At 67.7% G+C, this 13025-nt stretch carries 12 protein-coding genes; 7 read left to right on the forward strand and 5 right to left on the reverse strand.

From position 1 onward, the window contains the following. Positions 1 to 162: 162 nt before the first annotated feature. Entirely contained in the window at positions 163 to 774 is a 612-nt protein-coding gene (locus FO470_RS18535) for a TetR/AcrR family transcriptional regulator (RefSeq protein ID WP_144344478.1), read from the reverse strand. A gap of 160 nt (positions 775 to 934) precedes the next feature. Here FO470_RS18535 and FO470_RS18540 point away from each other — a divergent pair, with 160 nt between their 5' ends. From FO470_RS18540 to FO470_RS18550, 3 genes are read left to right on the forward strand one after another with little or no spacing between them, the layout of a single operon-like run. Next, positions 935 to 2002 carry an HlyD family secretion protein gene (locus FO470_RS18540; protein WP_144344479.1) on the forward strand — a complete coding sequence of 356 codons (1068 nt, stop codon included), beginning with the start codon at positions 935 to 937 and terminating at the stop codon, positions 2000 to 2002. Further along, positions 1999 to 4767 carry a ribosome-associated ATPase/putative transporter RbbA gene (gene rbbA / locus FO470_RS18545; protein ID WP_144344480.1) on the forward strand — a complete coding sequence of 923 codons (2769 nt, stop codon included), beginning with the start codon at positions 1999 to 2001 and terminating at the stop codon, positions 4765 to 4767. The genes FO470_RS18540 and rbbA overlap by 4 nt, the downstream gene beginning before the upstream one ends. A 2-nt stretch (positions 4768 to 4769) precedes the next feature. Further along, positions 4770 to 5882: an ABC transporter permease gene (locus FO470_RS18550; RefSeq protein ID WP_144344481.1), complete on the forward strand. Its 1113-nt coding sequence runs from the start codon at positions 4770 to 4772 to the stop codon at positions 5880 to 5882. 118 nt (positions 5883 to 6000) lie between these two features. Here the strand turns inward: FO470_RS18550 and FO470_RS18555 are convergent, their stop codons facing one another. Further along, the gene (locus FO470_RS18555) at positions 6001 to 6471 is read right to left on the reverse strand and encodes a PACE efflux transporter (protein WP_200837796.1); all 471 of its coding nucleotides are present in this window, start codon (positions 6469 to 6471) and stop codon (positions 6001 to 6003) included. Between the two features lie 167 nt (positions 6472 to 6638). Next, entirely contained in the window at positions 6639 to 8201 is a 1563-nt protein-coding gene (locus tag FO470_RS18560) for a sensor domain-containing diguanylate cyclase (protein WP_144344482.1), read from the reverse strand. 190 nt (positions 8202 to 8391) lie between these two features. On the opposite strand from FO470_RS18560, the gene FO470_RS18565 reads away from it, so the two are divergent. Both FO470_RS18565 and FO470_RS18570 read left to right on the forward strand, forming a co-directional pair. Further along, the gene (locus tag FO470_RS18565; protein ID WP_144344483.1) at positions 8392 to 8865 is read left to right on the forward strand and encodes a MarR family winged helix-turn-helix transcriptional regulator; all 474 of its coding nucleotides are present in this window, start codon (positions 8392 to 8394) and stop codon (positions 8863 to 8865) included. Further along, a complete protein-coding gene (locus FO470_RS18570; RefSeq protein ID WP_144344484.1) occupies positions 8862 to 10019 on the forward strand; it encodes an FUSC family protein in 1158 nt (385 codons plus the stop codon). The genes FO470_RS18565 and FO470_RS18570 overlap by 4 nt, the downstream gene beginning before the upstream one ends. Here FO470_RS18570 and FO470_RS18575 read toward each other — a convergent pair. Both FO470_RS18575 and FO470_RS18580 read right to left on the reverse strand, forming a co-directional pair. Next, positions 9916 to 11214, reverse strand: coding sequence for an MFS transporter (locus FO470_RS18575; RefSeq protein ID WP_144344485.1), 1299 nt, complete (start codon positions 11212 to 11214; stop codon positions 9916 to 9918). The two genes, FO470_RS18570 and FO470_RS18575, sit on opposite strands and share 104 nt — an antisense overlap. Further along, a complete protein-coding gene (locus FO470_RS18580) occupies positions 11211 to 11561 on the reverse strand; it encodes an antibiotic biosynthesis monooxygenase (protein ID WP_144344486.1) in 351 nt (116 codons plus the stop codon). The genes FO470_RS18575 and FO470_RS18580 overlap by 4 nt, the downstream gene beginning before the upstream one ends. A gap of 108 nt (positions 11562 to 11669) precedes the next feature. Here FO470_RS18580 and FO470_RS18585 point away from each other — a divergent pair, with 108 nt between their 5' ends. Both FO470_RS18585 and FO470_RS18590 read left to right on the forward strand, forming a co-directional pair. After that, entirely contained in the window at positions 11670 to 12563 is an 894-nt protein-coding gene (locus tag FO470_RS18585; RefSeq protein WP_144344487.1) for a LysR family transcriptional regulator, read from the forward strand. A gap of 152 nt (positions 12564 to 12715) precedes the next feature. After that, on the forward strand, positions 12716 to 12949 hold the full coding sequence (locus FO470_RS18590) for a hypothetical protein (protein WP_144344488.1): 234 nt from the start codon (positions 12716 to 12718) through the stop codon (positions 12947 to 12949). The last annotated feature ends 76 nt before the right edge of the window (positions 12950 to 13025 follow it).

Consider the following 13025-nt stretch of genomic DNA (forward strand, 5'->3'; position numbering starts at 1 on the left):
GCGATCCGCGCGCAGGGGGCGGTGCATATCGGGGCGGTGCAGCCCTATGTCGCCCGTCTGAAGAAGCTCGCCTTCGGTCCGTGACCGCCGCTTCCGGCCGTGCGACGGCCTTGGCCGACGGGATACGCCGCGGAAGCGGACCTTCTCAGGGACGCGGAAGAGTCATTGCGTGCCCTTCGGCGGATGGGGGCGATGCTGGAGGGCGCCGTCGTCGTCCTCGGAAACCAGGATCTCCTGGATGATCTGAGCGAGGGCCGCCTCGATCTGCTCCGGCCTGCTCTCCCTGAGCGGCCCCGCGGCGATCACGTCCTTCAGTATGCCGACACCGCCGAGAACCGCCGCGATCAGCGTCGCGCGCATCTCCGACAGGCCCTGCTGTCTTTCCGTCAGCGGCGTGACGAAGTCCTCCATGAGGGTGTCGCGCAGCACGCGGGCGGCTTCCGGGCTGGAAAAGGACCGAATGGCGATGTCGAGGGAGCCGATCTCGTCGGCGCCGCGCTCGCGCATCATCTCCCGGGACAGAATCGCGGCGATGTCCCCGTCCTCGGCGAACAGCCGCTCCGGCTTCATGGAGGCCTTGAGCGCCTCGCGGAAGAGCTTTTCCTTCGACCCGAAGCAGCGATGCACATAGGCGACGTCTACGCCGACGTCGGCGGCCAGATCACGCAAGCCGGTCGCTTCGTAGGAGTGCGTGGAAAAGCGTATGATCGCCGCCTTCAGGATGCGCTCGCGCGTCCGCTCCGGTGCCTGGGAAGGGATGGCTGGCTTCGACATTATTCCTCGCAGAGCCATTGCACGGGTGGAAATTACGGCTAGCCTGAGAGGTGGTCAACAGGTGTTGATTCCGATCAACGACGCAACGCTGCGGGTAGTGTTTGCAGCCTCTAGGAAGATGCATCGAAGGGCGGCTCGGTCGTCGCAACGGGTTGGAAAAATGAAGTCGCCGAAGAACTGGATTCTGGCCGTCATCTGCGCCGCGCTGATCGCCGGAGCCTATTATGGCTGGCGCCTCTATGCGGGAACTGGATTGCCCGCGGGCATCGCCAGCGGCAATGGCCGCATCGAGGCGACCGAGATCGACGTGTCGACGAAGGCTTCCGGCCGCATCCGGGAAATCCTCGTCAACGAGGGCGATTTCGTCACCGCCGGCCAGGTTCTGGCGCGCATGGACACCGCGCAGCTCGAAGCCCAGCGCCGGCAGGCGGAAGCCCAGCTCAAACGCGCGCTGATCAGCGTCGACACCGCCCGCAGCCTGGTCGAGCAGCGCGAGGCCGAGCGCACGGCGGCGCAGGCCACCATCGCGCAGCGGCAGGCCGAACTTGACGCGGCCGAGAAGCGGCTCGCCCGCTCCTCCCAGCTGGTGAAGACGAACGCCGTGTCGCAGCAGACGGTCGACGACGATCGTGCGAGCGAGGAAAGCTCGAAGGCGGCCGTGGCGGCGGCGCAGGCCCAGCTCGCCGCGGCGGAGGCGGCCATCGGCTCGGCGAAGGCGACGGTCGTCGATGCCGAGGCCGCGGTGGATGCCGCTCGCGCGGCGATCGAGAGCATCGTGGCCGATATCGACGACAGCACGCTGGTCTCGCCGCGCGACGGGCGCGTGCAGTACCGCGTCGCCCAGCCGGGGGAGGTCCTGTCGGCCGGCGGGCGGGTGCTGAACCTCGTCGATCTCGGCGACGTCTACATGACCTTCTTCCTGCCGACGGCCCAGGCCGGGCGCGTGGAGATCGGCTCCGAGGTGCGGCTCGTCCTGGACGCGATCCCCCAATATGTGATCCCGGCGAAGGTGAGCTTCGTGGCCGACGTCGCGCAGTTCACGCCGAAGACCGTGGAGACGGAGGAAGAGCGCCAGAAGCTGATGTTCCGCATCAAGGCGCAGATTCCGCCGGAGCTGCTGCGCAAGTACATCCGTTACGTGAAGACCGGACTGCCCGGCATGGCCTATGTCCGGCTCGATCCCGACGCCGCCTGGCCGGCCAGCCTGAGCGGGAATCTCGCGCAATGAGTCCGCCCTCCGGGTCGCCGGAGCCGCCGGCGTCGGTGGTGCGCCTGCGGGATGTCGGGCTTTCCTACGGGACGACCCGCGCCCTCGACGGCGTGAGCCTCGACATTCCCGCCGGGGTGATGGTCGGGCTGATCGGGCCGGACGGCGTCGGCAAGTCAAGCCTGCTGTCGCTGATCGCCGGCGCGCATGTCGTCCAGTCCGGCCATGTCGAGGTGCTGGGGGGCGACATCGCCGACGCCGTGCACCGGCGGCTGACCTGTCCGCGTATCGCCTACATGCCGCAGGGGCTGGGCAAGAATCTCTATCCTACGCTCTCGGTATTCGAGAACGTCGATTTCTTTGGCCGCCTGTTCGGCCAGGATCGCGCGGAGCGGCAGCGCCGGATCGACGAGCTGCTGCGGGCGACGGGGCTCGATCCTTTCCCCGATCGTCCGGCCGGCAAGCTTTCGGGCGGCATGAAGCAGAAGCTCGGCCTGTGCTGCGCGCTCATCCACGATCCCGACCTGCTCATCCTGGACGAGCCCACCACGGGCGTCGATCCGCTGTCGCGCCGCCAGTTCTGGGAACTGATCGACGCCATCCGGCGCGACCGGCCGAACATGAGCGTGATCGTCGCGACCGCCTATATGGAGGAAGCGCAGGGCTTCGACTGGCTGGTCGCCATGGACGACGGGCGCATCCTCGCGACCGGGACGCCGGCGGAGCTGCTGTCGCGCACCGGCACGCCCAATCTCGATGCCGCCTTCATCTCCCTGCTGCCGGAGGAGAAGCGCCGCGATCATCGCGAGGTGGTCATCCCCCCGCGCGCGGGCGACGGCGCCGAGGATATCGCCATCGAGGCCGAGCACCTCACCATGCGCTTCGGCGACTTCGTCGCCGTCAGCGACGTCAGCTTCCGCATCCCGCGCGGGGAGATCTTCGGCTTTCTCGGCTCGAACGGCTGCGGCAAGACCACGACCATGAAGATGCTGACCGGCCTTCTGCCCGCCACCGAGGGCACGGCCCGGCTTTTCGGTCGCGAGGTCGATCCGAACGACATCGAGGTGCGCCGGCGCGTCGGCTACATGAGCCAGGCCTTCTCGCTCTATTCCGAGCTCACCGTCCGGCAGAATCTCGATCTGCACGCGCGTCTGTTCCGGCTGGAGCCGGAGGCGATCCCGGCGCGGATCGAGGAGATGGCGGCCCGCTTCGACCTCGAAGACATCATGGACAGCCTGCCCGACGCGCTGCCGCTCGGCATCCGCCAGCGCCTGTCGCTCGCGGTGGCGATGATCCACGCGCCGGACATCCTCATCCTCGACGAGCCGACATCCGGCGTCGATCCGGTCGCGCGGGACGCCTTCTGGCAGATCCTGTCCGACCTCTCGCGCAAGGACAACGTCACGATCTTCGTCTCGACCCACTTCATGAACGAGGCGGAACTCTGCGACCGCATCTCGCTCATGCATGCGGGCAAGGTGCTGATCAGCGACACGCCACAGGCGATCGTCGAGAAGCGCGGAGCGCACTCGCTCGAGGAGGCCTTCATCGCCTATCTCGAGGAAGCGATCGGCGAGAAGGCGACGGCCGGACCGGCCGCGCGCCTCCCGGCGGCGGTGCCGACGGCGACGGGAACCCCGGCCGCCGCCCCCCGCCGCTTCGATCCGCGCCGCATGTTCGCCTATACGCAGCGCGAGGCGCTGGAGCTGCGGCGCGATCCCATTCGCGCCACGCTCGCCCTGCTCGGCACGGTGATCCTGATGTTCGTCGTCGGCTACGGCATCAATATGGACGTCGACAACCTGTCCTTCGCCGTCCTCGACCGCGACAACACGACCCTCAGCAACGACTACGTCCAGCAGATCGCCGGTTCGCGTTACTTCATCGAGAAGCCGCCGATCACCGATTACGCCGACCTCGACCGGCGCATGCGCGCCGGCGAGATCAGCCTGGCCATCGAGATTCCGCCCGGCTTCGCGCGCGACGTGTCGCGCGGCAACAAGACGGTGGAGGTCGGTGCCTGGATCGACGGGGCCATGCCCACCCGGGCGGAGACCGTGCGCGGCTATGTCCAGGGCATGCACGCGGCCTGGCTGACGCAGAAGGCGCGCGAGCTCTACGGCGACCGCGCCATCGTCGGCGACTTCCAGATCGCGCTGCGCTACCGCTACAACCCCGGCGTCGAAAGCCTCGTGGCGATCGTGCCGGCCATGATCCCGCTGCTGCTGATGATGATCCCCGCCATGCTCGCCGTGCTCAGCGTGGTGCGGGAGAAGGAGCTCGGCTCCATCACCAATTTCTACGTCACGCCCGTCACCCGGTTCGAGTTCCTCGTCGGCAAGCAGCTCCCCTATGTCGCGCTCGCCATGCTGAACTTCGCGATGCTGGTCGCCTTCGCCGTCTTCATCTTCCGGGTGCCGCTGACCGGCAGCCTCACCGCCCTGAGCACGGCGGCGCTGCTCTATGTCTTCGCCACCACCGCCCTCGGGCTGCTCATGTCCACCTTCATGAGCAGCCAGATCGCCGCGATCTTCGGCACCGCGCTGCTCACGCTCATCCCCGCCGTGAACTATTCCGGCATGATCGACCCGGTCTCCTCGCTGGAGGGGGCCGGCGCCTTCATCGGGCATATCTACCCGACGACCTATTTCATGACGATCGCGCGGGGCGCCTTCTCCAAGGGGCTGGGCTTCTCCGATCTCGCCGGCTCTTTCATCCCGCTGCTGATCGCCGGCCCCGTCCTGATCGGCCTCGGCATCGCGCTCCTCAAGAAGCAGGCGAGCTGACCATGCGCGGCGCCAACATCTTCCAGCTCGGGATCAAGGAACTGCGCGGGCTTGCGCGGGACCCCATGCTGCTGGTGCTGATCGTCTATTCCTTCACGGTGTCGATCTACACCGCCTCCACGGCCATGCCGGAGACGCTGAACCGGGCGGCGATCGCGATCGTCGACGAGGACCAGTCGCCGGTTTCCTCGCGCATCGTCACAGCGTTCTATCCTCCCTATTTCTCCGTGCCCAAACTCATCTCGCAATATGAGATGGACCGGCGCATGGATGCGGGGCTCGATACGTTCGCGCTCGACATTCCGCCGAATTTCCAGCGCGACCTGCTGGCCGGCCGGTCGCCGACCATCCAGCTCAACGTCGATGCCACGCGCATGTCGCAGGCCTTCTCCGGCGGCGGCTACGTGCAGACCATCGTCTCCGACGAGGTCGGCGAGTTCCTGAACCGCTATCGCGGCGGAACCACCGTGCCGGTCGACCTGGTCCTGCGCTCCCGCTTCAACCAGGAGCTCAACAAGAGCTGGTTCGGCGCGATCACCAACGTGATCTCCTCGATCACCATGCTGTCGATCATCCTGACCGGGGCCGCGCTGATCCGCGAGCGCGAGCACGGCACCATCGAGCACCTGCTGGTCATGCCGGTGACGCCGGTCGAGATCATGCTGAGCAAGGTGTGGTCGATGGGGCTGGTGGTTCTGGTCGCGACCAGCGTGTCGATGATCTTCATCGTGCAGGGCCTGCTCAACGTACCGATCAACGGGTCGCTGACGCTGTTCCTGCTCGGCACCGGGCTGCTGCTCTTCGCCACGACGTCGATGGGCATCTTCCTGGCCACCGTGGCCGGCACCATGCCGCAGTTCGGCCTGCTGCTGATGCTCGTGCTGCTGCCGCTGCAAGTGCTGTCCGGCGGCGTCACGCCACGCGAGAGCATGCCGCAGATCATTCAGGACATCATGCTCGCTGCGCCGAACACGCATTTCGTGATGCTGGCGCAGTCGATCCTGTTCCGGGGCGCCGGCTTCGATGTCGTGTGGCCGCAATTCCTCGCGCTCATCGTCATCGGCGGGGCGCTGTTCCTGTTTTCCCTGCAGCGCTTCCGGAAATTCCTTCGATAGCGCGTTGCGGCACCGGTTCCCTCCGTGGGCCTGCGCCCGCACGTGCGCGGAGCGGGCCGGCTAGGCCGGGGACGACGCCGGCGGCCGGGAAGCGGCGTCCTCGGTCGGGCCGCGCCGCTCAGCCCTGCGCGCCGGGAGGACCTTCGGCGCAGGTTTGCCGCCAGTCGCGCGCCTGCGGAAGCTCGAAGACCTGATCGAAGGTCCAGGTGAACACGAAGGTGTACACCAGGAAGAAAATCAGGATCGACACTTCCATGATGAAGGCGTCGAGCGGGCCGATGCCGTACCACCACATGTAAAGCGGCACGATGCAGATGATGAGACCGGCCTCGAAGCCGATGGCGTGCACGCAGCGGTGAAGAAAGCGCCGCTCTTGGATGCGTCGCCGCTTTTCCCATTCCTCGAACATGGAATTGTAGAGGTAGTTCCAGGCAACGGCGATGAAGGAGATCGCGATGGCGATGGGCAACGAGTGGGAGGGCGGTCCGCCGCTCAGCTCGGACAGGAGGATCGTCGACGCAACGATCGCAATGATCTCGAACAGGACGACGTAAACGATGCGGCGAGTGTTTCGCTGCAGGGAAATCACTTCTGCACTCCAAGACCCGGTCACGCGGTCCAGGCCATTGCGGCGGGTCTGCGTGAGGTTTTCGTCGGCCGTTCGCCGGATGGGCCGGAAGGCGCCGGGGATCGTCGGCCGGGGCGCTTCTTCTACCCCGGGTGGAGGTTCGGGGGAAGTGCCGCTGCGTAAATGTTTCAGGCCTCGCGGCGCCCGCCCTCGTGCGCCTCCGGCGGGCCGGCCGTTTCCTCGTCGCGCATGACGCGGTTTCGTCCGGATGCCTTGGCGCGATACAGCGCGCGATCCGCCGCGGCCACGAGGTCGGGTACGTCCGCCATGCGGGCGGTAAGCTCGGCCACGCCGATGCTGACGGTGACGGGCGCGTCGAGATTGGGGGTCTGCGACGTGGCGGTCTCGAAACCCTGGCGAATCCGGTCGGCGACGATTGCCGCGCCCGCCGCGCCCGTATCGGCGAGCAGGGCGATGAATTCCTCGCCGCCGAACCGCACGCCGAGGTCGCCCGGCCGCCCCAGATGCCGTGTCATGACGGTCGCCAGCAATTGCAGGATAGTGTCGCCGACCGCGTGCCCGTAGCGGTCGTTGACTGCCTTGAAGTGATCGGCGTCTATCAGGATCATCGAGAGCGGGCGGTCCGTGCGTCGGGAGCGGCGCAGCTCGCGCTCGGCGAATTCCTCGAAGACCCGCCGGTTGGCAAGGCCGGTCAGAGGGTCGGTGCGCGCGAGCTTCGCCAGCTGGGTCTCGGCGGCCTCGCGGCGCGCGAGTTCGGCGCGCAGCCGCAGGGAGATGAGCAGGGCGACGGCGCACATCGCGACGATGACCGCGATCGTGATGTAGACGCGCCGGTACCATCCCGAGAACACTTCGTTCTCCGCCAGCCCGACGCTGACGAGAAGGTCGGTCCTCGGCACGGTGGTGAAGACGTAGAGCCGCTGGGTGCCGTCGGTGACGGCGCGGGCCGAGAAGCTTCCGGTCTGTTCGGCGAGCATGCGGCGGAAGTTCGGGCTCGCGGACAGGTCGAGATCGACATCGCCGGACCCGTCGAGCGAGGGGTGGCGCATGAGGACGCGCCCCGCCGCGTTGATCACGGCGATGGCGCCCCGCTGGCCAGGGTCGAGATCGTCGAACATGGCGCGGATCGATGCGAGCCGGACGGCGATCATGACGACACCGTCGAAGCCGCCGTCGGGGCCCGTGATGCGGCGGCTCAGGGCGATGCTGGGATCGTGGTTCCGCAGCCGGCTGCGGTAGGGCTGGCTGATGAAGGTGCCGACATCGGCCTGCTGGGGGGCGAGGAAGTAGTCCCTGTCCGAGAAATTGCCGGTGCGGCGCACCGGGGACATCGGGTCGAGGCTGATGTTTCCCTGTCGGTCCAGCACCAGCAGGGAGCCGATGAAGCTGACATTGGTGGCGAGGTTCGACAGCAGGAGGATCCGGTCGTCGGCATTCAGCGTCGCGAAGCGATCCCTGTGAAAGATGTCCGCCGCCAGCTTGAGCGAGAGGTCCCAGAGCGCCAGCTGGCTCTCCAGATGGCTCACGCTGGCCTCCAGCAGGCTGTGTGCCTCGCGCTCCGCCCGCAGCTCGACATCGTTGTAGGCGGTTCTCAGCGTGTCGATCATGGCGCCGAGGATGGCCAGCGAGGCGACTGCCACCAGCGCGATGATCAGGTCGCCGATCCGCTTGCGGGGAACGGCTCCTGTCCGCCTGGGACCATTCTGCTCAAGCGGCGGTGTCGGGGTCATGCAGATCCGGAGGGAGTGCGCGGGTTGCGGAAGACTCGGTCGAACGGGGCTAGGGACGGCGGAGGCCGGGAGATTGCCGCAGGGTTCGGGTGCCAAGGTCTACGAAGTCTGGGTTGCTGGCGGGCCTGGATAAACCTCGTGCGCGATTAATTTGATTTGCAATACAAATTAAATAGTGGTTCCTGACGCCATGAACCGTATCAATTCCTCTCCCCGCAGCCGCTTCGGCATCCGTTTCTCGCTGCTCGCCCGCCACTGGCGACGGGCGCTGGAAGCCCGCCTCGCCGCCGCCGGCCTGTCGGACGCCACCTGGGTGCCTCTGGTCCACCTTCAGGAAACTGGCGGGGGCATTACCCAGAAGGAACTCGCCGCACGGGTCGGCATCGACGGATCGAGCCTCGTGCGCCTGCTCGACATACTGTGCCGGCGGGGGCTCGTGGATCGGCGGGTGGACGAGGCGGACGGCCGGGCCCGGCGGATCCACCTCACGGCACTTGGCGAGGAGCGGGTGGCGGTGATCCGTCTGGAACTCGCCCGAGGCGAAGAGGAGATACTGGCCGGTATTTCCGACGCCGACATCGCGATGATGCTCGGGCATTTCGACCATATCGAGCAACGGCTCGCCGATCTGCAGGCGGCACGGCGCGAGGACGCGGCGGCATGAGCGCCGAGAGCCGGCCCTCCGCCCGTCCCGCCGTCGCGCGGGTTCCGGCAGCCGGTCGTGCCGATGCGGCGCGCCATCTCCTGAGATCGCACCAGATCCGGGAAAGCCTTGCCCTGGCGCGGCAGGCCTCCCCGCGCAATGCCTTGCTGGCGGGGGTACAGGCGGCGCTCACCATGGCGGTCGCGCTGCCGCTCGCCTATGTGTCGGCGTGGCCGCACATGGTCGGGTTCGCCTCGTTGGGAGCGCTGGTCGCTCTCTTCGGACGCTTCGCGCCGCCGGCTCGGCGCGGCCGCGTCGTGGCGCTGTGCGCGCTGTGCCAGTGCCTCGCGGTCCTGATCATGTCGACCGTCGTGTGGCTGGGAGCGCCCCTGCCGGTTCAACTGGCGCTGCTGGCGCTTCTGTGTGGCCTCTTCTTCCTGGCGACGGTCAGCTGGCAGTTCGGGCCGCCGGGCGCGCTGATCTTTGCGTTCGCGGCCGGGGCCTCCATGGGGCCCGTCGATGCCGGGTGGCAGATCGTGGAGCGCACCGCCGCGACGGCCCTGGTCGCGGGACTGGCCTGGCTCGTCTGCGCGTCGACGGAGATCGTCCGCCGGCAGGCGACGCCGGAGGCGCCGTTCCCGGTCGAGCCGGCGCGGCCGCTCGACCACCGCCTGATCGCCGCCACCCGCATCGCCATCGGCTCGGCGATAGCAGCCTTCGCGGCCGATGCCATGGGCGCGGCCCACCCGGCATGGGCGGCGATGGGCACGCTGGCGGTGATGCAGGGGAGCCATCTTCACATCAGCATGAACCGCGCCCTTCAGCGCATGGGCGGGACGCTGATCGGCGCCGCGCTGGTCTGGCTCATCATGCTCCAGGCGCCGTCCGTGTGGACGGTGATCGCTCTGCTGGTCGTCCTCCAGATCGTGACGGAGATGGTGATCGGCACGAACTATGCGTTCGGGCAGATCACGGTGACGCCCATGGCGCTGCTGATGAGCTATCTTGCCTCCCCCTCCGCGGACGGCGCCGGCATGGCGTCGGAGCGCGTTCTCGATACGCTGATCGGCATCAGCATCGGGATCGTTCTCGCGGTCCTGTGCTCGACGCTGGATGACCGGGTGCATCTGGCCCACCATCACGCGGCGCGGGCCCGGCGGCCGGAGGAGGGCTGAACCCTGCCGGACGAGGTGTCGTGTCGGCCGGAAAACCCTGCCGCGCAGCCCAGGCAACGATGAAGCTCGGCACCAGAAGGCAGAGCAGGGCCGGGGAGAACACCTGTACACCGATCTTCTCCAGCAGCAGCCCACCGATGATCCCGCCGCCCGCAATGGCCGTGTTCCAGGCGGTGACCAGCATGGACTGGGCGACATCGGCTGCATTGCCGGCGGTCTTGGCCAGCGCGGTCTGGAACAGCGTCGCGGCGCCGCCGAAGGCGAGGCCCCACACGCCGGTCGCCACGTAGATCGCTGCGGGAGCATCGGCCCGGATGCCCAGCGTCAGCGCCGACAGGACGAACAGTGCGATGCTGGCGAGCGTCAGGCTTCGCAGGCGATGGTCGACCAGGACGCCGACGATCCAGATGCCGATGACCGAGGTCGCGCCGAAGATCAGCAGCACGAGGTCGGTTCGTTCCGCCATGCGCGCGGCGGCGAGGAAGGGAGCGATGTAGGTGTAGAGGATGTTGTGGCCGAGAACGAAGGCGAGGGTGACGAACAGCACCGGCCGTACGCCCGCCATGCCGAACACCGCGCCCAGCGAGTGGCGCTGGCCCGCCGCCTGGCCGGGAAAATCGGGCACTTTCGCCAGCACCCATATGACGAGGAGCAGCGTCAGCCCGCTCATCAGGCCGAAGCAAGCCCGCCAGCCGATCGCCGTGCCGAGGAAGGTTCCGGCGGGGACGCCGAGCGAAAGCGCCAGCGGCGTGCCGACCATGGCGACGGCGATGGCGCGGCCCTTCAGATGACCCGGCACCATCCGGGCGGCGTAGCCGGCGAGCAGAGCCCAGAGCAGGCCGGCCGAGACCCCGGCAATGAAGCGTGCGAGCATCGTCAGAACGTAATCGGCGGAGAGCGCGGTCACGGTGTTGGCCACCGCGAAACCACCGATGGCGACCAGCAGCAGCGGTCGGCGGCGCATGCCCTGCGTCGCGGCGGTCCGGGGGATCGCGGCGACCAGCGATCCCCCGGCATAGATGGTGACGAGTTGCCCCGCGAGCGCCTCGGAAACCGCAAGGCCCGCCCCGATCTGCGGCAGGAGGCCGGCCGGCAGGGCCTCCGTGAGGATGGTGATGAAACCGGCGGTGGCGAGCGCCAGAAGGCCGGCGAGCGGGAAGCGGCGGATTTCCGCGGCGGTGGCGGCCCCGTTCATCCCGCGGCCTTCGGCAGCACGAGATCATCCACTGCATAGGTGTGGAACTCGCTGGTGGAGACGGCATCGAGCCGGCGAAATTTCTCGAGGAACACCGGATCGGAGAAGAACCGCTCCACGTCGCCGGCATCCGAGATCGCCTCGATGTTGACGACGGTCCGGCCGTCCGTGCTCCGGGCAAGGCTGCTCCACAGGAAGCCGGGTTTTCGCTCTGCGACGTAGTGCACGACATCCTGAATGAGCCGGAACGCCTCGCCCTGCTTGCCGGGATGGGCGTGGATCACATTGACGATGAAGGTCGTCGGCGCGGGGTGCGCCGAGAAGGCGGCGGGCGAGGTTCCGGTCATGGCAGGCTCCGTGGTGAATGGTGCGACCAGCGGTAGCCGAGCGTCAGAAAGGGAAAAATAGGCGTCTATTCCTATGACTACGGAAAAAGATTCCGCTATCGAGTATCCATGGACCAGTTCGCCGCCCTCAGCGCCTTCGTGCAGTCCGCCGAGACCGGCAGCTTCGTCGCCGCCGGGCGGCAATTGGGTCTTTCGGCCTCGGCGGTGGGCAAGGCGGTGGCCCGGCTGGAACAGCGGCTGGATGTGCGCCTGTTCCACCGCAACACCCGCAACATGACGCTGACGGAAGAGGGCCGGCTCTTCCTCGAACGATGCCGGCGCATCTTCGACGAGGTCGAGGCGGCCGAGGCCGAGCTCGCCCAGGCGAGCCGGACGCCGAGGGGACGGCTGCGCGTCAGCCTCCCGCTGGTAGGCATGCTGCTCACACCCGTCCTTGCCGGCTTCATGCGTGCCTATCCCGAGGTGCAGTTCGACCTCGACTTCACCGACCGCCTCGTCGATGTGGTGGAGGAAGGCTTCGACGCGGTGATCCGTACCGGCCGGCCGTCCGACAGCCGGTTGATGAGCCGTAACATTGGCCGGTTCCGGCTGCGGATCGTGGCGGCGCCCGCCTATCTGGAGCGCTGCGGGATTCCCGCGACCCTACAGGATCTGGCGCGCCACCGGTGTCTCCATCAGCGTTCGCCGACAACCGGCAAGTTGCGCCCCTGGCCTTTCGCCCGATCCGGGGCGGCGGAGAAGATCGACCTGCCGGAGGCGATGAGCGCGACGGCGATCGATCCGCTGATCCGACTGGCCGTCGAGGGGCTGGGGATCGCTTGCCTGCCGCCTTTCGCGGTCCGCGACGAGATCGCCGACGGGCGTCTCGTCTCGCTGCTCGAAGATCACGTGGTGGAAGCGGACCAGTTCAGCGTGCTCTGGCCCGCCGGCCGTCAGCTGACGCCGAAGGTCCGCGCCTTTGTGGACTTCATGGCGGAGAATCTGTTCCGCGCCGGAGCCTGAAAACTTCCGGCTCTGCCCGTTGCAATCGTGAAGTCCCGGCGTCGTGTCGGCCGGAACAGGCAACGGCGGCGAACGTTGTCCTCCGGCCTCAAAACCAAGATCAGGCCGAGCAGCCGGGAGGAAGCGACATGCAAGCGGTCCGGGAGATGCTGTTGGACGTCGACGTCGAGCTGGAGGAGTACGCCTTCATCATTTCGCAGGCGCGCAATCCGGCACTCACCCCGGAGGATCGCCTCAAGCTCGTCGAGGCCGGCGTGGAAGCATGGAAGCGTCTCGAAGCGGCACACCGGCAGCTGGAGCAGCACACCTGCGAGGTTCCTACCCGGCCGGCCGCGCGGCGCGTCCGGCACGCGCGTCCGGCCATGCCGGTGCGCATCAGCGGCTGAAACTCATACCTCGTTCCGGAACCCGGCCTTTTCCCTCGGCAGGAACGGCTTTCTTAGCCCGTCACCGCTTTCGGAA

This window comes from Ancylobacter moscoviensis (genome assembly GCF_007559435.1).
Classification (GTDB): domain Bacteria; phylum Pseudomonadota; class Alphaproteobacteria; order Rhizobiales; family Xanthobacteraceae; genus Ancylobacter; species Ancylobacter moscoviensis.